Origin of the sequence: Salinivibrio sp. IB868 (assembly GCF_001995655.1) — a bacterium.
GTDB lineage: Bacteria > Pseudomonadota > Gammaproteobacteria > Enterobacterales > Vibrionaceae > Salinivibrio > Salinivibrio siamensis.
In genome coordinates this window covers 135,976-161,294 of record NZ_MUEW01000011.1, presented here as the reverse complement: position 1 = coordinate 161,294, position 25,319 = coordinate 135,976, and the positions used below count along the sequence as shown (strand labels likewise).

The window sequence follows — 25,319 nt, the reverse complement described above, 5'->3', positions numbered from 1 at the left end:
GTATATCATCAAAAGATTGTGAGAATTTTTCAAGCGCGTCTCTCACCAAAGGACTCTGACCATGAAACAACATTTCGTCCTCTAGCGAGGAAAAATAATTAGTCAAACTAGATTTTCTCGACTGCAAAAGAGAAAGCATATTGTTTTTTATAATGTCTTCAACATTAACTTTAATGTTTATATAAGAAACAACGCCGGCCACGATCATTGATATCAATGCAAAAAAAATCATCACCGCAGGTAATTTCTTGTTAATTGAAACATTTTCCAGCATCAGTTCAATCTTTTTACCAATAAATTAAGTATTGTATTATAATACGACAGTATTTAGTTATTTTTCATTCCGTGATTTAAGTATCGTTTTGTCGCAAACGTTATTACTTGCCTCACAACAATAACCACTTTTAATTTCCCGCAATATCTATGCCTGACCGCGCCCTTGCGTGGATTGAATGATCATAGGCTAACCCAATCACCAAATCTACCCTTTGGGCCAAGGTCTATTTATCATTTTCTCACACTATACGGGTCGATGCTGTCAAGACTAGCACAGTTTCTGCAGGTATCTGTGATCACAAAACAGCATTATCCACTCACACTGTCGCAGCACTCATTCCACTACGACGATGATTATGTCTATTTTTACTAACAGGGCGAGTGCGACTAAATGCAAACGTGACACACAACACTGAACATTTAATGTGTTCTGTGTTAACTATTTATACACGCGCCTGCTACGCTCAACAAAGTGGTGACTTTGTAGATAACGGACTATCGCATGACCATCCTAACCGGGATCCAACCTGAACTTGATAGACACCAGCTCTCTGAGCTGAATGTCGACCTGCTGTCGGCTGTGCTACGCGGCGCAGACATGCTGGTCAGTGGTGACGACAGGCTTGCCAATATTAATCACTTGCTCGCTGAAATTGGAGCTGTCACGCAAGTGAGTCGCGTGTGGGTGTTTCAAGTATTAGCACTCAGCGACAGCGATATTTTGCAAGATTATGTTTTTGAATGGGCCAACGAGAAGAAGTATGCGCAAATTCGTCTCCCCCACTTCAATCATTTTAGCTCTAGCCTCGCTCACCCCGAGTACCGCGAGCTGATAGAAAGCCGACAACGTGGCGAGTATCAATCTGTCATTACTGATCAATTACCCTCATCCTGGCTCAAACGCTATTTAACACAACAGCGCATTTTATCGATGTTAACCATCCCCATCATTGTCGATAATAAATGGTGGGGAACACTAGGGTTTGATGATTGCGAGCGTGAACAACGCTGGTCAGAAAGTGATGTGACCTTGCTGCGCGCCACGGGACATCTCATCGCCAGTACAGTGCTAAAAAACGAGCTGTTTTCTAAACAACGGCAAATCGAAATCATTAAAGACAATACCCACTGCAGCACCTGGCAAGTGGATGTTCAACGCGGTATCTGTTGGTGCTCGTCAGAGATCATCGGCGACAGTGCTGCCAGCAGTATTCGTGACTCCCGTACCTACACCAGCCGACACTGGCTGCGCCGCATTCATCCTCAGTATCGTCGAGCGTTTTTCTCGCGGGTGCGCCATTTTTTATCGCCCGCTGGCAACGAGCTAAAAATGGACTTACAGGTTAAACGTGATAATGGTGAATATACGTGGGTAGAAATCACCACCAATAATGATCCGAAAAATAAGCCTCAAGGTGTGGTCGCTGGGGTGATGTGGGATATCAGTCAGCGTAAGGCGGAAGAACAAGCATTAATGCGCCAAGCTGCGACTGACCCGCTGACACAACTATACAACCGCCGTCAATTTGCCAGTGACCTTGCCCGCTTTGGTGAACAAGCCCGGTACCGACATCAGCCTCTATCCCTGCTTATTATTGATATCGACCATTTTAAACGCATCAACGATAACTACGGCCATATCGTTGGCGATCACGTCCTCGAAGCCTTCGCGTCATTACTCGAAACGCATCTTCCTCTGCACAGCAACATTTATCGCATTGGAGGGGAAGAGTTCGCTTGTCTGTTGGCGAATACCGACCAAAAAGCGGCGCAGCACTATGCCGCTCAGCTCTGCGAGGCCGTTTACGACCAACATTCGATCCTCGACTACTCCCCCGCTATCCGTGTGTCCGTGTCAATTGGCTGTGCAGAGCTCGACGCGGCCCAGCTCGATGCTAAGCACCTCTACCAGCATGCCGATGACGCTTTATACAACGCCAAACTCTCTGGACGCAACCGGGTCGTCAGTTACGCTTAAACTTGTAGGGCATTCTCGGTCAGTACATTTATCTCGCCACCGCCGTTATTCAGTGAAGACGGTGATTTGCTAGACTAAAGCTAACACACTCGGTTTTATATCCCCCTCAAGGAGCTTCTATGCCAGCTCGCCCGGACTTTCTCGACAACCTCTCTCCTCATCACGGCAAAGTCGTCCCTGGCGTACTGAGCCTAGAGACACAAACGGCTCTCGCTGCCAAACTCGACGCCATGCCCAATGGGCAAACTTGGTATGCCGACATTTACAAAAAAGCGATTTATGGGCCCATGGTATTCCGCGACCCAGATCTCAACATCGCCGACACCATTGAGGCACTGCTGCCAGACTATCGCATTTTGGCCGATTTATATTTGGAGAAAACGCCCGAGGATCAAGGCTTTCCTTTCCATACCGATTTTGACTCGATTGGCTTTATGGAGCGGCCGGAAGATATGCTCACGGTATGGATCCCGCTGACGCCAGTGAAAGAACCCGGCTCAGGGCAGTTATCTATCGTGATGGAAGAGGGAGCGGTGCGCCTATCGCTGATCCGCGAAGCCAATCAATTGCACTCACTGGTGCGCATTGCCGACCCGTCGGTGCCCGAGCACCCGCCGTTTCAAATCACTCAGCAAGAGTATGACTACATGGAGAAAGGTAAGGTGACGCCTGCGTTGGATGCAGGTGATGCGCTGCTATTCTGTAACGCTTTTTTCCATAAATCAGAGGATGTCTACCAAGGCAAACGCGCGGCCTACATCATGCGCTTGGTGCCCAAAGACGCTAAATTTAGCAAAACACGCTTGCTGGCACTGAGAAAGCTTGGACAGAACCTGGCGGTGGTCGAAGAATTACTGAAAACGCACTATCCAGAGGCGTTATAAGGAGTGATTTTTATTGAGGGTGGTGAGCATGACGCCTCGCGCCTTCATTGTGCACCGCAGGCGCTAGGTGACTAATAGTGATATCGGCAAGATAGGATCGTAATAGACGTATCATCCACGGCGTAAACCAGCCGATTGGTGTCATCAATACGCCGCGACCAGAAGCCTGTCAGATTTTCTTTTAGTGCCTCAGGCTTACCTATCCCCTCGAATGGCGTTCGTTTTACATCGATGATGAGCTTGTTGATTCGCTTGAGTGTTTTTCTATCCTGACTTTGCCAGCATACGTAGTCACGCCACGCATCATCCGTCCAGCAAAGTAAGCGACTACTCATCGTCATCGACTAACGCGTGCTCCATCGCTTTCCCCATCTTGTACTGAGTAATGGAGCGATTTAGGTGCTCAGCATTTGCGGGCGAGCGCAACAGATGGACGGTTTCCATAAGGCTGTTGTAGTAATCAAGCGACATCACCACCGCATCCTCTGCATCACGTCGGGTGATGATAGCGGTATCAGCGTCGTCAACCACCCCATCTAATACCGTTTTGAGGCCATTTCTCGCTTCAGTAAACGAAATGATTTTCATCGGATTGCTCCTATTCTTACACCACTGAAGTATAGAGCAACAAACTAGACATGTACAACTTAAAGAACATGTCTAGTAGCTATTCGCTGAGCACAGCTGTCCCGCAGTGGCAGCGGGCCAAGTGTTCAGGTTGGATGGACAATACTGGCTTAACCCACGCGTTTGTTTCTTTTACATTGCCAACTATCGTAGTCATCGCCGATTTGCATACGCGACTTGGATAACGCCTCAACGTCGTACTGAAATCGCCGAGTGCCATTCCATGCTGGCGTAATGTATACGGTTTCAATCTCTGAGAGATAGGCTTGGCTAAAGCTATCATTGCTCTGAAATTCAAAAGGATTGTAAGCCAGCTTAATCGTGTCGTTGATTAACTCCCACTCACCCGTAGCATTGTATGAAAAGCGCGCACTTTCCTCGCCAAGAAAATATTCAACACGCCCGTTTAATACGAATTCCTTGTTATCTTTTAATGCCCACTTTTCCTTATAAACTTTATCTCCCTGCATAGTAAATGAGCATATCCACTGCCCCGTTACGTTACTCTTATTGATCGGCAGCTCAGATGCTGCCTTGGAAGATAACACCAACGAAGAGAAAAAAAGGACAACACACGTATTTATCGTTTTCATATTAACGTAATTCTCTTAATCCTATATTGATGACCTAAACTAAAGAGAGGCCACTCCTCAAAACGATATCCGCGACATCCTAGCGATCCGCTGGATGATGAACTCCATCCATCACGGGAATATTCYCCAACTCAAACGGATTGACGCCATCTAAGCAGGCAATATTGAACCCAAACTCACTCGGATTGGAGCGACGCTGGTGATGAGTGTAAATGCCACAGCGTGAGCAGAAGTAGTGCTTAGCAGTGTGAGTATTAAAGGAATACACACTGAGTTGTTCACTGCCAGCAACGACACGCAATTGTGCAAGTTTGACCGAGCCCACAATCGCACCGCGGCGTCGACACATTGAGCAATCGCAGCGTCTGGGGTTTTCAATCCCATTGGGTAACGCGAGGGCTAACACAACTGTCCCGCAGTGACAGCGAGCCAAGTGTTCAGGTTGGATGGGCGTTTGGCCGACTTGTTTTATCATGCGCTTACCTGCTCAGTTTCATGGTGATCAAGCGGATAGACTTTCTCAAAGCGTTCTAACACCAAAGGGGATTGGGTTGTAAACGGTACGCCGAGTGCCTGCCCCTCTTGCTCAAAAAACGCAAGATGTGCCTGCCGCCACCACGCATAACTCTTGTCGCTTTCTCCTTCCGCTGCGGCGAACTCAGCGGTTACTTGATCAAACGGGCACTCGCTCACTTCAGTCACTTTAATAATACAAACCGGCTGCTGCGCCCAGTTAAGCACCACGGTTAAACGCCCCACTTGCGGGTAAGGTTCGTTTTCTATCTCGTAGCATGCTTTTAGGCTGCACGATGCGCGCTTTATGCCTTGATCAATTAAACGGGCGCATTCGTTGGCGTTGTATTCATCCGCGCAAAAGTACTCGGCAATCGTTTCAGGCACGGCCTGACGTTCTGCTTCACTTAAAGTGGCAAGGTAGGCGTTTAAAAATGCCTGTTGTTCTGTATTCATGAGTGTCCTTGTTTATTCAATCGTCCAATTCGCAGCCCCAGCTCCCGCCTCCTGAAAGCGAAGTTTTATTGGATAGGTGTCATCACAACCTTCGACAATCCATAGCTCCCGCCACACCCTTGTGCCTACCTCGCCTGACGGCATTTCCCGCACATAAGCCACAAATTCCTCTGGCTTCTCACAGCCTTGAGATGCCACCGTAACCAGCACCCCTGCCATCGCATCTTGGATCAATTTTTGATTAGCCAGCGATCCTTCTTGGATCGCTCCTTCTGGCAGCGACTGCGCTATCGATGACCAAGAAAACATCAAGGCAAAGATGGCAAGTAAGGCGCGTGAACGGTCATTCATGATGATTAACTCCAATATCAACTTGTATAGATAAACAAAACTTTTGATGACGCTATTATCTCAGCGGCCTTCTTCTTTTAATGGCACAATCATCTCCGCGTTAACCGAGTGACCCTTACGCCTGACTGTGTCTAATAGGCTTATGGTGACCTTTTATACACAAGAAATAGGCCCAAGCAACGAGTATCACCTGTAGAGGGCCGCGTATTAAAAGATAGCTCGGCCCCCATTGATGCCCACCAAGGCCTATCCCATTGACTGCGGCATAAACATTCGCTGGAAAGAAAGCGATAAACACAACAATAGCAAGTTTTGCTGCGAGAGGCTGATACCGTGGAACAAAAAGCGCGATGCCAATTAATAGCTCAATCAACCCCGTGAAATAAACTAACTCCAAACGAAGTGGCACCCATGTAGGCAGCATTTCTACCATGCCCTCAGCTTTAACAAGGTGTCCAATAAAAAAGAATATAAAAGCGACTCCCAGCCCCCAACATGCATACTTGCTCACGTTCAAAAGCGTGCCATTCAATTTTGAATAAATGAAGGAAATGGCCAACGGGCTGGATAGAAGCACTAAAATAATGATTGGTGTTATCATGTTTCCTCCTTGAGTCATGATATTTTTTGAGTCTGCTTAATTTTTATTTGGCGTCCATCTCACCAAACACTGTTTTCTCTTCACGCGGTGGATGACCACGGAAACGTCATTCTCCATAACTCTTTTTCATACGCTACATTATTGGCTGCGTTAGCCAGTATGCCTACAATATGCATAGGTATTGAAGCCTGTAGTGATACAACACGATGCCGCTGCCATTTGTGACGCTGTTCAGCGTCCAAACAGCCGATTCATTCCTGTTAAGTCACCTGATCGCCGAGTGATGCGTGTGCTCCACCAGAAACAAAAATTCCCTGCGGATTAATTGCTTTCTCTGGGGAATTAACGCTGAGTACAGAGACGGCTCAGTTTAGTTATCACAGCAAGGGACTCCCTGCTGATATGACCAAGATGGCGAAACCGCCAATAGTCTATCGTCGTCGCCAAACTTCAGACCTACCCAGCCCACCCAAGTACAGCCCTCTTTTTCATAAGTCTCTTGGTCTGTGACAGACTCGAATGCAGCAACAATTTCCGCCTTTTCCTGAGAAGCTGCCAGCTTGGGTATGGCAGCCATAAGCTGCGCCTGTGTTTCCTGGAGCTTATCGATTGAGTCATCCCGATAAGCTGCCGTGATACCAGAATCTAGCGCTTGGTAAAACCAAAACGCATTGGTTCCGACCAGCAGAATGATTAAGACAAATATCGCGATTTTCATAGAGACTTATAACTCCAGGATGTGGGGCTGATTTGTGGCAGCGAAGCGGTGGAAAGGCTGTCCCAGCCCCGAAGGGATGGCAACAGCCGTTTGTTAGGCACCTGAGCGTTGCGAAAAATGGTACAAGCCTTCAATATCGGACGAGCACAAAAGAGGCATTGCTTCTTTAATTTTCTCCAACGGCCAATCCCACCACTTCATATCTAGTAGCATTGTAATTTCCTGTTCTGAAAAGCGCTTCCTTATCGCTTTTGCGGGGTTGCCACCAACAATTGTGTATGGTTCTACATCTTTAGTAACCAAAGCCCGACTACCAATTACCGCCCCATGGCCAACCTTTACACCAGGCATAATCATTGCCTCGGACCCAATCCACACGTCACTCCCTATGACGGTATCACCTGCCTTTTGGAAAGCATCAACTGATTCCGAAAATGCCGGCTCCTCATTCATATAGAAAAAAGGGAATGACGTCACCCAATCATATCGGTGGCCTTGATTGCCAGCCATGATAAAGGAGGCTCCCGATCCGATAGAGCAAAAGCTTCCAATTATCAATTTATCAACATCATCACGATCAGGCAGGAGGAAGCGAGCGCAATCATCAAATGAGTGTCCATGATAATAGCCTGAATAATAGCTATAACGGCCTACCTTAATATTGGGGTTCTTAACTTGTTCTATCAGAGGTTTTCCCTTAAACGGGCTCTCAAAATAATTTTTCATTTAATTACACATCCAATCCAGAATCACATTATTGCCTAACGAATGACATAGATTTCCCCTCTTGAAAATCTGCCACACTTAGGTGCGGCTTTTAATAACGGAGGTAACCATGTAGGCTCAATTCTTTTGTGCCGTTAATCTCGCCAAGCACCATTTTTCTCTTCAAGCTCCGTGATCCGTCGCTTGAGTGCCGATAACTCATCCTTCACCTTGTCTGGCTTCACTTTATTTTTTGGGACTTGACCATACCAAACTCTCCATCTCGATACGCTTTACGCAATTTCGATAGCATGAATGGATGGATATCAAGCGCCTCTGCAACCGACTTCACTGTTCGATGCGTTTCATAGCTCCATTCAACCGCTTTCAGTTTGAAGTCTAGTGAATATTGCGCTGTCTTTTTACCCGTTTTATAGGCTGGCATACTGACCTCCTCAGGTCGTCGATGCGTGTCCAGTAAAACGGATCAAGTCCAGAATCCCTCTTAAACAGATTGTATGGATAATCTCACCCGTATTTGGGTAAAGTGAGACCCAGGCTTTAGCTACAACTAAAGCTTTCTAATGTGCAGTTCGATTGAACGCTGGCTCCTCTGTCGAGAGACCGATAACAAACATGAACGCACCTTAGAGCTCCAAGCACCAAACTCGAATACTCGACTGGGTCTCGAACCCGTATTACGCAAACAAGAGTTAGCTTATTATGAATACTGCACCCAAGCAAAGCATCAACATCGGCGTCGATACCGGTAAAGCGCAACTCGACATCTACGTCAGACCAACTGCGCACTTCTTCTCTGTGCCAAACACGGATAAAGGCATTAAAGATGCACTGAAAATCATCAAGCCATATCAGCCTGAGCGCATCATTATTGAAGCCACTGGCCGATTAGAAATGTCCTTTGTGCTCGCGTGTATTGAAGCCAATTTACCCATCGTACGCGCCAATCCTGTGCACATTAAACGCTTCGCCGGCGCCATTGGCCGCAGAGCGAAAAATGACCGTTTAGATGCTGAGCTAATCGCACATTATGGCGAAGTCATTAAGCCTGAAATCACAATTATCAAGGCTGAAAATATACGTTTAATGAGTGACTTAGTCATCAGAAGAAACCAGCTCCTATCCATGCAAACTATGGAAAAGAACCGCTTGCAGATACTGCCAAAAACCTTGCATTCGACCATTAAACCCATACTCACTGCGATGAAAAATCAAATCACTAACATCGAGCAAAAACTCGTGAAGTTGATTGAAACGTGCCCTGAATATCAGACTAAAAATGCGCTCTTACAGAGCGTGCCTGGCATTGGCAGCATTGCAGCAGCATCTATCATCAGTAACGTCCCTGAGCTGGGCTATATAACTAACAAACAAGCGGCATCACTCATTGGTGTTGCACCCGTAACAAAAGAAAGTGGGCGATATAAAGGCAAACGGGTGATTCAAGGTGGACGTACTCAAGTTCGTACCGTGTTGTATATGGCGATGATGTCTGCGATGCAATGTAATCCTGTTTTTAAAGCCACGTATACCCGATTAGTCGCCGCCGGAAAGCCGAAAAAAGTCGCCATTATTGCCTGTGTGCGTAAGATGGTGGTGATCTTAAATTCGATGCTCAGAGACGGCGTAATGTGGGATAAAAATCTCGCTAAAATTTAGGATTGACGACATACTCGTTTGTTAAGTATCTTTATATCGGCTTTCCTTGGAGCTTCCTAGCCTTGTTGATAGTGCCCCACAAAAGATTAACTCCCCAAAAGATAAGTAAGAAGTATATAAACCACGCCCCTAGCGCTAGGTATACTACCGAAGCCGTATTTACATTATAAATAATTAGCCCCCACATAACTGATAGAAACGCCATCAGACCTAAACCAACACCCAAAACTTTAATTTTTTCAATTGCTTGTTTATTAAATGTCGACACTCGCTCGGTTAAAGAAAACTCCCCTTTTTCCAAGTTGATTTCGCAATATCTTCCGCAGATCTTTCCATATTGTTCAAGTTTCAAAAAAGCACCTGGCTCCTTAATAAACCACCGAACCTCGCTAGGTGTTAATTCAGCTCGTGTTAATCCACTTAACAATATCAATATTTCTGGATAATTAGTGTCTATATCATTTGCAAGCGCTTTAATCGCAGCGTATCGGCTATGCAATTCCTTAGCTTTTTCACCTTTGATGTCTTTCAATTTTTGAAAAGTAACAAGAAATGTAACAATACTAACCATAACCCCAATTAGTCCTGCTACAGGTGTTATGTAACTATTAACATCCACCTTAAAACTCCTTTCGATAGTGGAAACTTAAGACAGCTAACGCCCGGCTCTGGCGGATCTCCTCATAAATATCTGTTGAAACAATTAGGTAGACATGCATCGCTCCCTCTGATCTAATGAATTTCGCCAAAAACACACTCGATACAGACCGATTCAATAGCGATGTTGACGATGCGTGATGACCCAATCCTACTACAAATACTGTCAAAACAGTGCCCAAAAATTCACAAAAAACGGCTTATTTCTCTTACTCTTTCCACTAAAACCTTACTCGACGGCGCTAATTTAACCCTCACCAAACTTGGGTGTGCGCTTGGGACGCAAACCTCAGTTAAACATACGATTAAACGTATAAACCGCCTGTTAGGCAACACGCTGTTGCATCAAGAGAAAAACCTCATCAATATTTAGTGATTGAAGACATACTCGTTTGTTAGCCATGTTCTTTTTGTTTATCAATAAATTGCTCGTAAAGTTCTTTTTTCTCTTCGGCACAATATGAAGTGTCTGGCTGTGGGTCTTTGGAATCAGTAGGCCGTCTGGCAATTCTTGCCTGTGTAGGAAACCAACTAGTCATACCTTCCTTTGGTGTTACTTGCATAAGGTATCCATCACGAACTAAAGTAAGTGATGCAAAGTCAGTTTTTTTACCACCGATAATATCCCAGGCTACTACTTCTGCTTGATCTCCGTTGACTTTACCTCGTAGTAAAACAAAGTCAAAAATAGGGATTGATTTACATATTTTCTTCGTGGCTATAGTCCCGTCAATATTTCCATTGATCGCATGTATAGTTATTTCCAAATCAACATCAGATAAATCTAAATCTGCCATATCAACCATGCCTTCAGGAAAAGAAGACCAATGCCCTGTCCAATCTGCATCCTCTTTAACCCATGATTGGAACTGATCAGATGTTTCTTTAATTTCGTTAGGCAATATCCGAGCATTTTGCAGCATTGTCGGACCTTGAATTAAGATCGTAGACACAAATGCACTTGTTGCGGCAGCAACAACCCACACCTTCTTATACCAAGGAATGTGTTTCTGCTGCTCGTCCGTTTGATTTTCCCTAATTCGTTTTTTTCGTTTACTAACCACTTAAATCTCCATGACAGCCTTAATGGCTAACGCCACCAACATGGGTGGCTTTCTAGTGGAGCCGAAGGCGCAACGAAAAAGCCGTCTCGGTGCTTGGCATTGTTAAACACTACCAGCCCCACCTCAACCTGTCATAAAGTGCTGCTAATTTTCTAAAATTACTTGCATAGCTCGAATTTTCATATTGAATTTTCTCCATGTTGGCAACCAGGAAACCTCTAAGAATATCCAAATCAATTTTTTCTTTTGGAATAAACGGTATGTATGCTGATGCGTTTTCTGGCGTGCACAGACCGATAACTTCCTGAAGAGTTTTATGCCTGTAATGCCTGAAGAAAGCTTTCGAGTACATTTTCAATCGGTAATCTTTCAAGTCTTTACAGACAACCTTGTCAAGATTTATGCCTAAAGCACGATATTGGTCGTAACTTTCTATACCAATACAACTTAGATATTTGAATACGGGGACATAAGGAGTGTTTCTACAGGCTCGGTGCAGAACATTGTCGACGATCTGTTGAGCGTCATAGCCTTTATTGTCTATTAGTATATCTTCAATTAAATCTTCGGTTCTTATGGCAGCGTAACCGATTGGAGCTGGACCGACGTTTTCTTTGCTTGCTACACCCACCCCGACCAAAAATTCGACATCTTCCTTGGAGTCAATTTCATCTATATCCACAACACAAATTTTCTTTTCAGGCTCGGAAGATTGAACTAACTCATAAAGCTGCTCTTTACAATACCTTAAAACTCTCGCGGGAATTTTTCTCTTCGTTGCATCTATGGCCCGATAAACTTCTATAAAATTATTAGTTTTTACTAAAACCAATGGAATCTGGATACCATCTATCGTCAAATAGGTATCTGAAATATTGGGGGCTTCTCCATCGGACGGAAGCTGTATGAATATTAAATTTTTCCTTAGCTGCTCTATTTTTTCTTTCCCTATGCAGGACGCAATTGCCCTCAAAAGACTGCTAATATTCTCGTCAGAAATAGAGTACCCGATAAAAACTATTGGGTGTTCCACGAAAAGTGTGATAAGCTTTGCTGCCAAGTATGTATTCTTTTCATTAAACTCTTCATAGTCTGAGCTTGTCATTACCATGGATGATGGCACCGTCGAGCAGCCATGAATTTTGTATATTTCCCCAATTTCTTGAGGGTTCGAAAACAACAATTCTTCCTGCCCAATGTATGTTCTATGCTCTGGGAAAAGTTGCTCAACAAACATGTCCCAGTTTGTAGTTATGACACCATCAACATTAAGCCCAGATAATAGCTCCACTTCATCCCTGTATGCAGAGTCCATTGCTTTAGATTGATCTAAAGTAGAAAGATAATTGCTAATCTCAATACGCAAGGCCGAAGTTTCATCTCTAACCTTGGACTTGAATCTTTCTACGCTTTTTTCATACTCTGGAGCCTTCCACCAATATTCATTGAAGTCTTTAGCTAGCAGTGCCGCCACTGTTGGATAATGGCCATTCGCGGAGGCAAGATAGTACTCGAATGGCTTTCCAGTAATGCAGAATCTTTCAAGAAGACCTCGCCAATCATCAAGACCAAGATAACGCCGAGAAAATCCGGAACCTAGAAATAGAAAGGGGCCAGCCATTCTTGACTGAAAAATTTCAATTAGCTTTTCTTGTATATCCATCTAAATTCCATACCTAGATCATGTGCAATTACGTTTAACATTGTATTAGTTCGCGCGCTCGATTTTACAAAACCGTTATACGCGCCTTTTTTCATCTAACTGATTATGATTAAACACATTTTTAATGCTTGAAGCAATCACCTTGTCTGTGAAAGTGTGCATACTTTCATCTCGGCTCAGGCATTCACACTCACCCCAACGATCAAAACTGATCCATAACTCGTTACCACGCAGGAGCGTGGGAACGAGGTGGGATAGCACAAACCCAATGGATTTGCTTTAGCGCCCACGCTACCGCTGTTGGTTAGCGGCTTCCAAAAGGCCTTGCGGAGCGATATGTTGATAGCTAGGTTATCAAACACTTGGCAGTGTGTTTAGGCAAAGAGGTCTAAAATGTTGGCGGGGTCAGAGTTTAGAAATTTGCGGGAGTATAAACGCAAAAAAGCCGCTGACTAAGCAGCGGCTTTCGGTATGTGGCGGAGAGATAGGGATTTGAACCCTAGAAGGGCTATTAACCCTTGCCGGTTTTCAAGACCGGTGCTTTCAACCACTCAGCCATCTCTCCGGAACGCGGCGTATATTATTGGGTTGGGGTTGGCTTGTAAAGCAAAAAACCATAATTCGGGGTGCGTTTGGTTAGCTTTCAGCCAATAAAAAAGAGGCCAGCGTTTGGCTGACCTCTTTGGGGTGTTTGCTAGGCGGTTTTAGATGTTTTCGACATCAAATTCCACTACCGGGCTCACGTCTGCGTCGTAGTCAACGCCTTCAACGCCAAAGCCAAATAGCTTCAAGAACTCGGCTTTGTATTCGTTATAGTCAGTCAGCTCGGTGAGGTTCTCTGTGGTGATCTGTGGCCACAGGTCGCGACAGTGCTGCTGAATGTCTTCACGCAGCTCTAGGTCGTCTAAACGCAAGCGACGCTCGCTATCTACCTCTGGCTTGCTGCCATCGGCTTGATACAGGCGCTGAGTAAACATGCGATAGATTTGCTCCATGCAGCCCTCATGGACGCCTTCTTCGCGCATTTTCTTGAACACCATGGCGATATAAAGCGGCATCACCGGGATCGCTGAGCTGGCTTGGGTGACCACGCTTTTGAGTACCGCCACGTTGGCGCTACCGCCTTTGGCGGCAAGTGTTTGGTTTAGCGCGTTGGCAGCACGGTCTAAGTCCATTTTCGCTTTACCTAAGGCGCCTTCCCAGTAGATTGGCCAGGTAAGCTCTGTACCAATGTAGCTGTAAGCGACAGTTTTGCAGCCTTCAGCAAGGACACCGGCGTCATTAAGGGCGTTGATCCAAAGCTCCCAGTCTTCGCCGCCCATTACGGTAACGGTATCTTGAATCTCTTGCTCGGTAGCCGGTTCAACACTGGCTTCGATGATTTCATCTTTGTTGGTGTCTACGGCGGTTGAGGTGTAGGTCTCACCGATAGGTTTCAGTGACGAGCGCACCAGCTCGCCGCTGTCAGGTAGCTTACGCACTGGCGAGGCCAGCGAGTACACCACCATGTCGATTTGACCAAGGTCTTGTTTGATGAGCTCGATGGTTTTTTGCTTAGCGTCGTGCGAGAAAGCATCACCGTTCAGGCTTTTTGAATACAGGCCTTCTTGCTTAGCAAACTTGTCGAATGCGGCTGAGTTGTACCAGCCTGCGGTGCCAGGCTTTTTCTCGGTGCCTGGTTTTTCAAAGAACACGCCAATGGTTGCGGCGCCGCCGCCAAAGGCTGCCGCAATGCGTGAGGACAAGCCATAGCCGCTGGAGGCACCCACAACCAGTACACGCTTAGGCGCATTCGCAATCGGGCCTTGCGCTTTGGTGTAGTCAATTTGCTCTTTTACGTTGGCTTCACAACCAACAGGATGTGTCGTCGTACAGATAAATCCACGAATTTTAGGTTTGATGATCATATTCAACGTCCCTCACAAAATTGAGGCTAAGGATAAATACTAACGCCTGCCTATGCATCCCCTTTTACGGAAAAAGGGCAAAAATACCCAGTGGTTGGAGGTGTTGCAGGCAAGAATAGTGGGCAAGATCTCAGCATTGTGGCCCCAAGTGTCAGCGCCAATAAAAAAGCGCCTGCGAGGTGCAGACGCTTTTTCGCGCAAGTTAGCGACCTTTATGCCGCTTTGCTTGGATTGGGCTTGGCAATGGCACCGCCTTCTAACTGGCTGGAGGTAAACCATTCGGCTTTAAAGTCATCCACTTGTACCGCATAAGCACGCAGCGCATCAGCCTCTAGCAGTTTGTCACGCGCTTCGGCAGTAATGAGGTTTTGCTCAACCGCTTGTTGCGAGCGATCCGCCAAGCTGGCTTTGCCATCAATCTGCTTGGCTTTCACCGCTTTGATCAGGGCTTTTTCGGTGTCACGACACGCCCACATCGCCGTAAACGCACGCTCCATCACCGCCACCGGATCGTCGGCTTTGTCGCCCACATAGCATAAGTGCGTCCAACGGTCGCGCTCTGCGCTCGGTGTCATTAACTGCTCGGCAATCTGATTAAGCAGCTTGTCAGAGGGCATTTTGTAGTGCATGCCGAGCGGGAACAAGAGCACACGTAGGCTGCGGCCCACCCCTTTGGCAGGGAAGTTATTAAAGGCCCCATCAAACGCTTTGGCACACTGGGCTAGGCAATATTGCAGCGCATAGTGCACCATCGGCAGATCTTGGCTCGGACGGCCTTCATCTTCGTAGCGCTTCAACGTTGCCGACGCCATATAAAGGTGGCTCAGAACATCCCCCAGACGCGCGGACAGCATTTCTCGGCGTTTCAGCTCACCGCCAAGAGACAACATCGCGACATCGGTGGTCACCGCCAGTGCACGACTCATGCGGGTAAGGTGACGATAGTATTTGGCCGTCTCGCCACTCACCGGCGCGCGGTTGGTCAGCGATCCGGTCAGCGCGTTGACCAGCCCCATCACGCTGTTTTTAGTGGCATGGCCAATGTGTTTAAACAGTAATTTATCAAACGCTTGGGCGCCGGCCTCTTGGTCTGGGTTCGCCGCCGCTTCCATCTCTTTAAGGACGTAAGGATGGCAACGGGTCGCCCCCTGACCAAAGATCATTAGGTTGCGGGTAAGAATATTCGCGCCTTCCACCGTGATTGCCACCGGAATACCAAAGTAATGATGGCCAATGTAGTTTAGGGGTCCCAACTGAATCGCACGACCCGCGTGCACATCCATCGAATCATTCAAGATGGTGCGCGCAATTTCGGTCATGTGATATTTGGAAATCGCGGTGATGATCGCCGGTTTTTCTCCCTGATCAAGCGCGGTGGTAGTCAGGGTGCGGGTCGATTCAATTAAGTAGTTCAACCCGCCCATGCGGCCTAGGGCTTCTGCTACCCCTTCAAAGCGGCCAATGTGCATACCAAATTGTTTACGCACATAACTGTAAGCGCCTGTGGTACGGGTGGCGAGATGCCCTACCGCCGTCCCCAGTGCGGGTAACGAGATCCCTCGACCGGCTGATAGACACTCCACCAGCATGCGCCAACCACGGCCAACGTAGTCTTTGCCGCCGATGACCCAATCAATCGGAATAAATACATCTTCACCCTTGGTGGTGCCGTTCATAAATGCCATGTTGAGCGGATTGTGACGATCGCCAATTTCAACGCCAGGGTGGTCTGCGGGGACCAGGGCACAGGTGATGCCAAGCTCTTTTTTGTCCCCCAGCAGGCCGTCTGGATCGCCCAGTTTAAACGCCAAGCCCACCACGGTCGCCACGGGGGCCAGTGTAATGTAGCGTTTGTTCCAGCTTAAGCGGATCCCCAGCACCTGTTCACCATTGTGTTCACCCATGCACACCACGCCGCGGTCTGGAATACTCCCAGCATCGGAGCCTGCTTCTGGGCCAGTTAGGCCAAAGCACGGCACTTCACGGCCATCGGCCAAGCGTGGCAGCCAGTAGTCGCGCTGGTCTTGGGTACCATAATGGGTCAATAGTTCACCCGGCCCCAGTGAGTTAGGCACCATCACGGTCACCGCTGCGCTTAAGCTACGGGTGGCAATGCGCGATACGATGGTAGAGTTGGCAAGCGCCGAGAACGCGAGGCCACCGTATTCTTTGGGAATGATCAGCGAGAAAAAGCGCTCTTTTTTCAGATAATCCCAGACTTCTTCCGGCAGATCTTTTTGCTCTTGGACAATTTTAAAATCATCCAACATCGCCAGGAGGGTTTCTAGCTGGTTATCGATAAACGATTGCTCTTCCGCGCTTAACGCCGGCTTGCCATATTGGTGCAAGGTTTTCCAGTTCGGCGATCCGGAAAACAGTTCACCGTCCCACCACACACTGCCGGCTTCCATCGCTTCGCGCTCAGTGGCGGATAACGGTGGCAGCACTTTTTTGAAGAAAGTAAACGCTTTATCACTCACCAGTGAACGACGTAATGAAGTTTGAGAGCTCATGATTCAGGTCCTTTTGTTGATCATGGTTGCACTCTTTTTACTGTTATTGTGCGACCAGAACGGGTTTTTACATTGCACTTCACGCACCGTGATACACCTGTCGCTGCGCTGAGTGGTTCAAATAAGCGGGACGCATCGCATCCTCGCTTGATGTGTTTTGATTGCCCTACTCCGCTTGTGACTCCGTCGCGAAGGCGAGCACTTGCCCCTGTTGTGCCATTGCCGCGGGTTTGGCGTTCATCCCTGCTGCTAGATACGGAATTAAGCGGTCAACGATCGCTTCAGTATCAAGGGTGCGACCAAAATCGTTTTCGGCAATATCACGCAACGCTTCGCTGGATGCCATGGTGAAAATGGCCGCCCCAAGGGTGAAGTGTAAATGCCAAAACACCGCCTCTGACGTCAGTGCGGGGTTGGCTTTGCGTACCGCTTGGTTAAACAGCGACAGCACGTGTTCGTAACGGGTGGTGATAAACCAACGTAAATGGCCTTGTACATCGGTATAACCGCGGCCAATCAGTTGCATGAAGGTGGCTGCACCATGTGGCCGATACGCATCAAGCGCAAGCACTGGCTGTTTTGCGCATGAGAACACTTGTTCCATCGTGCAATCTGGTCGCACTAAGAGCGCTTGCAGCTGCTCACCGAGCGCTGGCATAAACGCTTCGAGGTAGCGTCCGAGTACGGCACGCACCAGTGATTTTTTGTCGCCAAAGTGATAGTTCACTGAGGCAAGGTTAACGCCAGCCTTGCTGGTAATCGTGCGTAACGACGTTTCTTTAAACCCGTGCTCGGCGAAGAGCTGCTCCGCGGCATCCAGAATTTTTGCTTTGGTGTCGCCTCGTCCTGCCATTGTTCATTCACCTGTATTAAACGCTTGTTTAACTTTATACCCAGACATGGATTTTAACAAGCCTGAAACACACACGCATCGCATGAGTAACATCACATTATTGAGTGATTTCGCCGAGACAGCGACCAAGTGGGTTTACACCCGCGTTTGCTGCATGACCGTATATTGTTTGGTAAATCATGATGACGTTTTGCGCGCTTGGCTGACTATGTAACGCGTTGAATAAAAATGGTTAAGCAGCCAGCTCTGCCACGCCCTCAGCCATGGCTGTGCTTTTTTTGAACAGAAGTGGGAACCCATTCGCATTTCTGGTAGTCACACCTTGTGCCACTGCTTTTTCTAGAAGACTTTTCTTCTATGCCCACTCGCCGTTTGCTTGTGGGCTTTTTTATGCACTTGCTCCCAAGTTTTGACTTTTCTTGTCGCGATTACGCCAATTCATTCGGCCTCGCTGTACAGTGTGCACGCATTTAGTGACAACGGGCTTGGTTAACGCGATATGGAATCCTTACTCCTCTTGGTGTTTGTCGCCAGTTTGGTGATGCTCATTGGTGGTATTTGTGGCCTCTCGGCCCTATTCAAAGTCAACGCACTCAATCGAGAGCTCTCGGAGGTGCGCCATACCCTTTCCCAGTTGCAATCGAAAGCGGACGCTGACGCGATGCCGACGTCCACTCATGCCAACCTCACGGCTGAGGTTCACACAGAGCCGGTTGAGGCTGGCCGCGATACAGACGCTGCTATGGTATCGCGTGATAGCCACCCATTAACGCAGGAAGCGCTCACCACATCGACCCAGCATGCGCCATCTAACACTGAGCCCAGTGATGCAGAGCCGGTCGCAACCAACACCGCCCATACCGCCTCTGACGCGCAACCATCAGGCGATAACCGTCATCGTCTCGCTTGGCTTGAGCGCGCGAAACAACAGTGGCTGGTTTGGAGTGGCGCCGGTATTTTTACCCTCGGCGGACTTTTCTTAATTTCCTACCTGATCAGTGAAGGTTATTTCCCTCCGTTAGCCCGTCTTGGCTTGGGAGCGCTGTTTGGCGTCGGCTTGATTGTTGGCAGTGAATGGCTGCACGATAAGTTGCGCCGGTATACGCAAATTGATTGGCCGAGCTATGTGCCGGCTGCGATTGCGAGCGCGGGCTTTATCAGCTTGTTTGGCCTGGCCTTGATGGCAGCGACGCCCTATCAGTTTATTTCCGAGCCTGTCGCGGTTGTGATGCTGGCGCTGATCTCGCTCGCTGCGACCTTCTACGGGCTTAGGTTTGGCCCGTTACTGACCGTGGTCGGGCTCATCGGGGCGTATGGCGCGCCATTGTTCTCTACCAGTGCCACCCCCAGCTACGGGTTGCTCGCCAGTTATTTCTTGCTCGTCGCTGCCGCCATCACCTATGTGGCTCAGCGTGTCGAGCGCCGATGGCTATGGTATAGCTTGTGGGGGGTGCACCTTGCTTGGCTGTTTGCTTTTGCGCATTTTTCGGTGCCATTGCTTATCGTTACCGGGTTTGCCCTCGGCTCTGTGTACCTATTAGTCGCGGTGCCAACGTTGGGGTGGTTACTCAAACCAACATCTGACGCGCCACTGTCTTGGCGCACCCTTGTCGATATTCGAGCTTGGCACCATCACGCACTCGATACTTGGCTGATGCTGGCAATAATGTTTATTGCCTCTACTGCAGCGTTTTCTTTACCGTTTACGGTCGGGATGCCATTGATGGCCGCGTTGGTGGCATGGCTTTATCTCGCGCCGCTTTTCTCCGCACGCTGGGATGCGTGGCCGGTGCTGGGCTTAGCTTGGGTCGCCCTCTGGTTATGGTTCGGTGATCTTGCCCGCGACCCACTTGCCCAGCAGGTTGGCTTGGGGATGGGTGTCATTACCCTGCTCTATGGCTTAGCCCTAGGTAAACGGTCACCGCAACGTATCCATTTTATCTGGCTAGCGTGCCTGGCCACGCCTTTCATGGTGAGCCTTAATGCGAAGGTGACAGGCGCGTTTTGGGGGGGAACGCTTGCGTACGCGTCTAGCGCACCGTTATGGGCGGCTTGCCTCGCCGGTGGCGGCGCGGTGTTAGCGGCCTTTACTCGTCATTTTAAAGGTACCGATCAGGCCCATGTTCTGGCTCGATTGAGCCTTTGGTGTGGCGTCAATGCCCACCTGGCGCTCGCGTTAACGTTGCTGCTGAGCGATTACGCTCTGACCTTGGCCTTGACCGCGCAAGCAGTGGTGATGCTTTGGCTCACCCATCAATACCGGATAGCGCTCGCCAATTGGGTGATCCAAGCACTGCTCAGCGTGGTGCTCGCGCGCGCGACCTTGTTATTGCTCTCCACCCATCATATGGCATCACTGCCGGACACATTATGGCTTTATCCGTCGCTTGGGCTGTTGATTTATGTTGGTCAGCGCTGGGTCCAAAACCACACACTGCCCGCTTGGCTCACTGGCGCACAACTGCAACTCGCCGCGCTGTGGCTCACAAGTGCAACACTGTGGCTATGTGATCTTCAAGGGCTGACCAGCGTGATGCACTCGGTTTCTGGCGCGGTGGTCATGAGCATGAACTGGTTATTATTGGCGTGTGTGTATCTTTATCGTGCTCGCGCCGCGCAGACGTTCGCGTTTTTGTACCGTATCGGCGGCATCGCCCTCTTAGTCTTAAGTGCACTCACCCAATTTATTCTCTTTTTCGAGCATAACCCATACGTTGAGAAGGTCTCGATTGGTGACTCGCCACTTGCCAGTTTACTCTGGCCTTGGTGGGGCGTTCCTTTGCTCGCTTGTGTGTGGTTAGCGAAATGGGGATATCCATCGCTACCCTTGCCAAAAGCCCGAGTGCAAACAGCGGCCAGCACCTGTGCCGCGGTGTTTGGTTTTTTGCTGGTTAACGGTTTGATCCGTCAGACTTGGCAAGGCGATACCATTGCCCTTTCGCAATTGACCTCACATGCAGAGCTGTATACCTACTCATTGGTATGGTTGGCAATAGGGAGTTTGAGCTTGCTGGGTGGCTACTGGCAGCAATCGGTACGGGTGCAGCAAGGCGCAATGGCGGTGTTGGCGCTAGTGATCCTAAAAGTGTTCCTGGTTGATATGGCAAGTTTAGAGGGGCTGATGCGAGCATTGTCCTTTATTGGCCTTGGGCTTTGCTTGGTGGCGTTGGGTGGATTGTTCCAATGGCTCAAGCAACGGCAATGGGCCGCCTAGCCCGACGTCGGTGACACGCTAGGCCATCTCACTCTATTGCAATACCTGTGTTGCAATAGCGTGAGATGGCGGCATTAATTGCCGCCATTTATGAGACAAGCGTCACATCTACATCGCCTATTGATTAAATATCACGACTTTTTTTAATTTGTAGGAACTTCTTTAAATTCGCCCAGTCCTAATGGGTGCATCGGTAAGAAATGCCTTATCCCCCTCAGAACGTGAGGGAGCATGATTCATCTTTCTTTCCGACCTGCTGCTGCTTTTTCTACTTACTTTAGAGTTTGTTTGTCTCTACCTTTATTTTTGCCCACCTTGTGTGGGCTTTTTTTATTTGGGGGCTGGGTCGTCCGAAGTCACCTGACCATCTGCGATCATTTGATACGGTGAGGCATAACGTAAGTTAAGTCCCAGTTGCGATAGCGTCTGCGAGGCATCAATCCATTTACCATCGCCTGCACTTGGCTGATACTCAGGCGGTGTCAAACCCATTTCACGCGCTGCCCAGCCGTAGTACACACTTTTCGCTGGGTGCAGCTCCGCGCACAAATGAAAGGTGTGACCCCATTGACGCTGATGGATAATCGCACTGATCGCCGCCATCACATCACTGCGGTGGATCAAGTTTACCGGCTCATTGCCGCCTGATAAGCCTTGTCGACCCGCGAGCATAGTTGAAGGATGACGCGCACCGCCAATCAACCCCGCGAGCCGCATGATTGTTCCTTTCTCTCCATACGTTTCGCGCAGATGCGCTTCGATATGTTCGTGTGCTTTGCCCGACGCCGTGGTGGCGGCGGTCGCGGTGTGCTCGGTCACCTGCCCTTTAAGCTCCCCGTATACAGAGGTGGTGCTGATAAAGAGCACATGCTCAACGCCTGCTTGGGCCAGGCGGTCGATAAACGCGCACATGGCATCGCGGTATGCATCAAAGTCGGCGTGACGACGCCCCGCCGCGATATTGATCACCACGATGTCAGTCTCGAGCAATGCCGCCGCTGATTGATAATCCGGCGCCATCACATCAAACGGCACCACGGTGGTCGCCAGCGTCTCGCTCAATGCTTGCGCCGAGGCTGGCTCACGTTTGGTCCCCACCACGTGGTGTCCAGCGCCAAGTAGGTATGACGCCAGCGGTTGACCCAACCAACCACATCCACAAATTCCAACTTTCAATCCTGACACACGCGCTCCTTATGATTACCTAGGGTTACGTAATTATTTTTCAATGTAATGGTTAACACCACCCAATTCGGCTGATTTTTGACCATTTATTTATTTCGCGCTGTAAATATATTCCTTAATTATGTAAGGAAATAACTAAAAGCGTGAATGGTGACAAAGTTTTTATGCTCAGATAGTCATAATAATGTCATTACAATCCGCGAGAGGATAGACTATCTGTTACTAAACGGCAGTCAAAAGCCGTGGTGAATGACGCACTTAACACTTCATTGATGCTCGCTCTCATCGAGCGACAGTTTTTTAACTTTGGTCTTGAACGTAAGCGGTAACTCAGATGAATACTCTGGAAAAAATACAAAAAAATCTTGAAAACTTCAGCAAATCTGAAAGAAAAGTTGCTGAAATCATTGTCGCCTCCCCTCAAACCGCTATTCACTCGAGTATTGCGACTTTGGCAAAGATGGCTGATGTGAGCGAGCCAACGGTTAACCGTTTTTGTCGTCGCCTAGATACCAAAGGCTTCCCGGACTTTAAACTTCACTTGGCACAAAGCTTGGCCAACGGCACCCCGTATGTGAACCGCAACGTTGAAGAGAACGATGGTGCGGATGCTTACACGGCGAAGATTTTTGAGTCAACCATGGCCTGTTTGGATGTAGCGAAAAACAGCATCGACACGCACCAAATTAACCGCGCGGTCGACATGCTAACCCAGGCGAAAAAAATCGCCTTTTTCGGGTTGGGCGCATCAGCATCGGTCGCGCATGACGCGCAAAACAAGTTCTTCCGTTTTAACATTCCGGTGGTGTGCTTTAACGACATCGTGATGCAACGAATGAGCTGTATTAACTGTAATGATGGCGATGTGGTGGTGATGATTTCACACACAGGGCGTACCAAAAGCTTGGTTGATGTGGCTAATTTAGCCCGTGAAAACGGTGCCACTGTTATCGGCATCACGCAGCGCGACTCGCCGCTAGATAAAGTGTGTTCCCACACCATCCAGCTCGATGTGCCGGAAGACACGGACGAATATATGCCGATGGCAAGTCGGGTCGTGCAAATGACGGTTATCGACGTGCTAGCAACAGGCTTCACACTTCGCCGTGGCCCAGGATTTAGAGATAACTTGAAGCGTGTCAAAGAAGCCATTCGCGATTCACGCTTTCATAAAGAATCCCTGACCTAACTAAAAGGAGTGCGTTGGCACTCCTTTTTTGTGTCATCTTTTCGACGTTTTTGATGCGCTACACTGATGTCAGCATGTCGTCGAATCCAGACTTGGCGGTGATGTTGCCCTTTCTGCACTATCCCTTAAAACATCACCCTGTATATAGGAGTTAATCATGTCTGCAAAACTGAGAAGAACGAAGATTGTTACCACATTAGGCCCTGCCACCGACAAAGACAGTGTGTTGGAGTCAATTATTGTCGCCGGTGCTAACGTCGTTCGCCTCAACTTCTCTCACGGCAGTGCGGAAGACCACATTAAACGCGCCGATCAAGTGCGCGCGATTGCGGCGCGACTTGGCCGCCACGTGGGTATTTTGGGTGATTTGCAAGGCCCTAAAATCCGTGTTTCGACCTTTAAAGACGGTGCCATTACTCTCTCCGTTGGCGATAAGTTCACGTTAGATGGCGAGCTCTCGCCTGGCATGGGCGACCAAGACGCGGTCGGCCTTGATTATAAAGCTCTGCCCCAGGACGTCACCAATGGCGATATTCTGCTGCTTGATGATGGCCGCGTACAGCTCAAGGTACTGGCGGTTGAAGGGGCCAAAGTGCATACCGAAGTCACGGTAGGCGGCAAGCTCTCTAACAACAAAGGGATCAACAAAAAAGGCGGTGGCCTGTCTGCCCCTGCACTGACGGAAAAAGACAAGCAAGACATTCTGACTGCCGCCAAAATTGGCGTCGACTTCTTAGCGATCTCCTTCCCGCGCAACGGCCAAGATATGCACTATGCCCGCTCTTTGGCGCGCGACGCTGGCTTGGATGCGCGTTTGGTGGCCAAAGTAGAACGTGCCGAAACCGTGGTCAGTGATGAGAGTATCGACGACATTATTGAAGCGTCTGATGTGGTGATGGTGGCGCGCGGTGATCTTGGTGTGGAAATTGGCGATCCAGAATTGGTTGGGGTACAAAAGCAGCTCATTCGCCGCGCTCGCAGCATGAACCGTTTGGTGATCACCGCCACCCAGATGATGGAATCAATGATTTCCGCCCCCATGCCTACTCGCGCGGAAGTAATGGATGTGGCCAATGCGGTGCTCGATGGCACCGATGCAGTGATGCTATCGGCAGAAACCGCTGCCGGTCAGTACCCGCTGGAAACAGTACGCTCAATGGCTGAAGTGTGTGTCGGGGCTGAGAAGATGCCGTCGGTTAACGTATCGAATCACCGCCTAGACCGCCAGTTTGATAGCCAAGAAGAAACAGTCTCTATGGCGACCATGTACGCGGCGAACCATATGAAAGGGGTCAAAGCCATGGTGTCGCTGACCGAATCGGGCCGCACAGCCTTGATGATGTCACGTATTTCATCCGGTAAGCCGATTTTCGCGCTATCGCGTCATGAGCACACGCTTAACCGTGCCGCACTCTATCGTGGTGTGACGCCGGTGTATTTTGACAGCGACAGCGGTGCCGGCCTGCAAGTGGCGGAGCGCGCCCTGCAAACCTTAAAAGAAGGTGGCTTTTTGGCCGAGGGAGACCAGGTGATCATGACCCAAGGTGATCAGATGGAAGTGATTGGCTCTACCAACACCATGCGTGTGCTGACAGTGAAATAGTCGTGCTCTCACGCCTGCTATGTAAATAACTCGCGGACAAAGCGCATACTAGAAACGCAAAAGGCGACCTAATCGGGTCGCCTTTATTA

23 protein-coding genes, 1 tRNA gene and 1 pseudogene are annotated in these 25,319 nt (G+C 48.7%); 6 read left to right on the top strand and 19 right to left on the bottom strand.

From position 1 onward, the window contains the following. Positions 1-274: pseudogene (locus BZG20_RS16125) on the bottom strand (GGDEF domain-containing protein); the annotation flags it as partial. A gap of 504 nt (positions 275-778) precedes the next feature. Here BZG20_RS16125 and BZG20_RS12880 point away from each other — a divergent pair. Continuing rightward, complete coding sequence (locus BZG20_RS12880; protein ID WP_052708002.1) at positions 779-2,254, top strand: sensor domain-containing diguanylate cyclase; 1,476 nt, start codon at positions 779-781, stop codon at positions 2,252-2,254. A gap of 119 nt (positions 2,255-2,373) precedes the next feature. Next, positions 2,374-3,138, top strand: coding sequence for a hypothetical protein (locus BZG20_RS12875; protein WP_046073445.1), 765 nt, complete (start codon positions 2,374-2,376; stop codon positions 3,136-3,138). Between the two features lie 71 nt (positions 3,139-3,209). Here the strand turns inward: BZG20_RS12875 and BZG20_RS12870 are convergent, their stop codons facing one another. The 10 genes from BZG20_RS12870 to BZG20_RS12825 form a co-directional block, all read right to left on the bottom strand. After that, positions 3,210-3,479, bottom strand: coding sequence for a Txe/YoeB family addiction module toxin (locus BZG20_RS12870; RefSeq protein ID WP_197075724.1), 270 nt, complete (start codon positions 3,477-3,479; stop codon positions 3,210-3,212). Beyond that, positions 3,466-3,726: a type II toxin-antitoxin system prevent-host-death family antitoxin gene (locus tag BZG20_RS12865; RefSeq protein ID WP_069590095.1), complete on the bottom strand. Its 261-nt coding sequence runs from the start codon at positions 3,724-3,726 to the stop codon at positions 3,466-3,468. The genes BZG20_RS12870 and BZG20_RS12865 overlap by 14 nt, the downstream gene beginning before the upstream one ends. Positions 3,727-3,875: 149 nt before the next feature. Beyond that, the gene (locus BZG20_RS12860; RefSeq protein WP_046073447.1) at positions 3,876-4,358 is read right to left on the bottom strand and encodes a hypothetical protein; all 483 of its coding nucleotides are present in this window, start codon (positions 4,356-4,358) and stop codon (positions 3,876-3,878) included. 79 nt (positions 4,359-4,437) lie between these two features. Beyond that, positions 4,438-4,833 (bottom strand): GFA family protein, encoded by a 396-nt coding sequence (locus BZG20_RS12855; protein ID WP_077579260.1) that lies wholly within the window; start codon positions 4,831-4,833, stop codon positions 4,438-4,440. Further along, complete coding sequence (locus BZG20_RS12850; RefSeq protein WP_077579259.1) at positions 4,830-5,327, bottom strand: ASCH domain-containing protein; 498 nt, start codon at positions 5,325-5,327, stop codon at positions 4,830-4,832. Before BZG20_RS12850 ends, BZG20_RS12855 begins: the two co-directional genes overlap by 4 nt. A 12-nt stretch (positions 5,328-5,339) precedes the next feature. After that, a complete protein-coding gene (locus BZG20_RS12845; RefSeq protein WP_077579258.1) occupies positions 5,340-5,678 on the bottom strand; it encodes a hypothetical protein in 339 nt (112 codons plus the stop codon). A 115-nt stretch (positions 5,679-5,793) separates the two neighbouring features. Next, on the bottom strand, positions 5,794-6,279 hold the full coding sequence (locus tag BZG20_RS12840) for a hypothetical protein (RefSeq protein ID WP_077579257.1): 486 nt from the start codon (positions 6,277-6,279) through the stop codon (positions 5,794-5,796). 370 nt (positions 6,280-6,649) lie between these two features. Beyond that, the gene (locus tag BZG20_RS12835) at positions 6,650-6,997 is read right to left on the bottom strand and encodes a hypothetical protein (RefSeq protein WP_077579256.1); all 348 of its coding nucleotides are present in this window, start codon (positions 6,995-6,997) and stop codon (positions 6,650-6,652) included. A 93-nt stretch (positions 6,998-7,090) separates the two neighbouring features. After that, complete coding sequence (gene catB / locus BZG20_RS12830) at positions 7,091-7,723, bottom strand: type B chloramphenicol O-acetyltransferase (RefSeq protein WP_046073452.1); 633 nt, start codon at positions 7,721-7,723, stop codon at positions 7,091-7,093. 220 nt (positions 7,724-7,943) lie between these two features. Then, complete coding sequence (locus BZG20_RS12825) at positions 7,944-8,147, bottom strand: transposase (RefSeq protein WP_077579255.1); 204 nt, start codon at positions 8,145-8,147, stop codon at positions 7,944-7,946. 278 nt (positions 8,148-8,425) lie between these two features. Here BZG20_RS12825 and BZG20_RS16085 point away from each other — a divergent pair, with 278 nt between their 5' ends. Next, positions 8,426-9,382: an IS110 family transposase gene (locus BZG20_RS16085; RefSeq protein ID WP_198531488.1), complete on the top strand. Its 957-nt coding sequence runs from the start codon at positions 8,426-8,428 to the stop codon at positions 9,380-9,382. 31 nt (positions 9,383-9,413) lie between these two features. Here the strand turns inward: BZG20_RS16085 and BZG20_RS12815 are convergent, their stop codons facing one another. The 7 genes from BZG20_RS12815 to BZG20_RS12780 all read right to left on the bottom strand — a co-directional run bounded on the left by BZG20_RS12815 (position 9,414) and on the right by BZG20_RS12780 (position 18,039). Then, on the bottom strand, positions 9,414-10,001 hold the full coding sequence (locus BZG20_RS12815) for a hypothetical protein (protein WP_198531487.1): 588 nt from the start codon (positions 9,999-10,001) through the stop codon (positions 9,414-9,416). A gap of 433 nt (positions 10,002-10,434) precedes the next feature. Next, complete coding sequence (locus BZG20_RS12805; RefSeq protein WP_077579253.1) at positions 10,435-11,103, bottom strand: hypothetical protein; 669 nt, start codon at positions 11,101-11,103, stop codon at positions 10,435-10,437. Positions 11,104-11,212: 109 nt separating this feature from the next. Continuing rightward, a complete protein-coding gene (locus tag BZG20_RS12800) occupies positions 11,213-12,766 on the bottom strand; it encodes an SIR2 family protein (protein WP_077579252.1) in 1,554 nt (517 codons plus the stop codon). 474 nt (positions 12,767-13,240) lie between these two features. Further along, positions 13,241-13,331, bottom strand: a tRNA-Ser gene (locus tag BZG20_RS12795). Positions 13,332-13,470: 139 nt separating this feature from the next. Beyond that, entirely contained in the window at positions 13,471-14,673 is a 1,203-nt protein-coding gene (gene fabV / locus BZG20_RS12790) for an enoyl-ACP reductase FabV (RefSeq protein ID WP_077579251.1), read from the bottom strand. A gap of 212 nt (positions 14,674-14,885) precedes the next feature. Next, positions 14,886-17,186 carry an acyl-CoA dehydrogenase gene (locus BZG20_RS12785; RefSeq protein WP_077579250.1) on the bottom strand — a complete coding sequence of 767 codons (2,301 nt, stop codon included), beginning with the start codon at positions 17,184-17,186 and terminating at the stop codon, positions 14,886-14,888. Between the two features lie 166 nt (positions 17,187-17,352). After that, positions 17,353-18,039 (bottom strand): TetR/AcrR family transcriptional regulator, encoded by a 687-nt coding sequence (locus BZG20_RS12780; protein ID WP_077579249.1) that lies wholly within the window; start codon positions 18,037-18,039, stop codon positions 17,353-17,355. 499 nt (positions 18,040-18,538) lie between these two features. Between BZG20_RS12780 and BZG20_RS12775 the strand changes: the two genes are divergently transcribed. Beyond that, positions 18,539-21,253 (top strand): DUF2339 domain-containing protein, encoded by a 2,715-nt coding sequence (locus BZG20_RS12775; RefSeq protein ID WP_077579248.1) that lies wholly within the window; start codon positions 18,539-18,541, stop codon positions 21,251-21,253. A gap of 330 nt (positions 21,254-21,583) precedes the next feature. Here BZG20_RS12775 and BZG20_RS12770 read toward each other — a convergent pair whose 3' ends face one another. Further along, entirely contained in the window at positions 21,584-22,438 is an 855-nt protein-coding gene (locus BZG20_RS12770) for an NAD(P)H-binding protein (protein WP_077579247.1), read from the bottom strand. Positions 22,439-22,772: 334 nt separating this feature from the next. Between BZG20_RS12770 and BZG20_RS12765 the strand changes: the two genes are divergently transcribed. Together BZG20_RS12765 and pyk are read left to right on the top strand one after the other, a co-directional pair. Then, positions 22,773-23,627 carry a MurR/RpiR family transcriptional regulator gene (locus tag BZG20_RS12765; RefSeq protein WP_046073477.1) on the top strand — a complete coding sequence of 285 codons (855 nt, stop codon included), beginning with the start codon at positions 22,773-22,775 and terminating at the stop codon, positions 23,625-23,627. Between the two features lie 157 nt (positions 23,628-23,784). Further along, entirely contained in the window at positions 23,785-25,230 is a 1,446-nt protein-coding gene (gene pyk / locus BZG20_RS12760; RefSeq protein WP_077579246.1) for a pyruvate kinase, read from the top strand. The last annotated feature ends 89 nt before the right edge of the window (positions 25,231-25,319 follow it).

Excerpts from the sequence above, each read along its gene's own strand:
- BZG20_RS12850 (WP_077579259.1), bottom strand. The coding sequence starts at position 5,327 with ATGAATACAGAACAACAGGCATTTTTAAACGCCTACCTTGCCACTTTA.
- BZG20_RS12880 (WP_052708002.1), top strand. The coding sequence starts at position 779 with ATGACCATCCTAACCGGGATCCAACCTGAACTTGATAGACACCAGCTC.
- BZG20_RS12825 (WP_077579255.1), bottom strand. The coding sequence starts at position 8,147 with ATGCCAGCCTATAAAACGGGTAAAAAGACAGCGCAATATTCACTAGAC.
- BZG20_RS12865 (WP_069590095.1), bottom strand. The coding sequence starts at position 3,726 with ATGAAAATCATTTCGTTTACTGAAGCGAGAAATGGCCTCAAAACGGTA.
- BZG20_RS12785 (WP_077579250.1), bottom strand. The coding sequence starts at position 17,186 with ATGAGCTCTCAAACTTCATTACGTCGTTCACTGGTGAGTGATAAAGCG.
- fabV (WP_077579251.1), bottom strand. The coding sequence starts at position 14,673 with ATGATCATCAAACCTAAAATTCGTGGATTTATCTGTACGACGACACAT.
- BZG20_RS12860 (WP_046073447.1), bottom strand. The coding sequence starts at position 4,358 with ATGAAAACGATAAATACGTGTGTTGTCCTTTTTTTCTCTTCGTTGGTG.
- pyk (WP_077579246.1), top strand. The coding sequence starts at position 23,785 with ATGTCTGCAAAACTGAGAAGAACGAAGATTGTTACCACATTAGGCCCT.
- BZG20_RS12845 (WP_077579258.1), bottom strand. The coding sequence starts at position 5,678 with ATGAATGACCGTTCACGCGCCTTACTTGCCATCTTTGCCTTGATGTTT.
- BZG20_RS12875 (WP_046073445.1), top strand. The coding sequence starts at position 2,374 with ATGCCAGCTCGCCCGGACTTTCTCGACAACCTCTCTCCTCATCACGGC.
- BZG20_RS12800 (WP_077579252.1), bottom strand. The coding sequence starts at position 12,766 with ATGGATATACAAGAAAAGCTAATTGAAATTTTTCAGTCAAGAATGGCT.
- BZG20_RS12870 (WP_197075724.1), bottom strand. The coding sequence starts at position 3,479 with ATGACGATGAGTAGTCGCTTACTTTGCTGGACGGATGATGCGTGGCGT.
- BZG20_RS12775 (WP_077579248.1), top strand. The coding sequence starts at position 18,539 with ATGGAATCCTTACTCCTCTTGGTGTTTGTCGCCAGTTTGGTGATGCTC.
- BZG20_RS12840 (WP_077579257.1), bottom strand. The coding sequence starts at position 6,279 with ATGATAACACCAATCATTATTTTAGTGCTTCTATCCAGCCCGTTGGCC.
- BZG20_RS16085 (WP_198531488.1), top strand. The coding sequence starts at position 8,426 with ATGAATACTGCACCCAAGCAAAGCATCAACATCGGCGTCGATACCGGT.
- BZG20_RS12835 (WP_077579256.1), bottom strand. The coding sequence starts at position 6,997 with ATGAAAATCGCGATATTTGTCTTAATCATTCTGCTGGTCGGAACCAAT.
- BZG20_RS12765 (WP_046073477.1), top strand. The coding sequence starts at position 22,773 with ATGAATACTCTGGAAAAAATACAAAAAAATCTTGAAAACTTCAGCAAA.
- catB (WP_046073452.1), bottom strand. The coding sequence starts at position 7,723 with ATGAAAAATTATTTTGAGAGCCCGTTTAAGGGAAAACCTCTGATAGAA.
- BZG20_RS12780 (WP_077579249.1), bottom strand. The coding sequence starts at position 18,039 with ATGGCAGGACGAGGCGACACCAAAGCAAAAATTCTGGATGCCGCGGAG.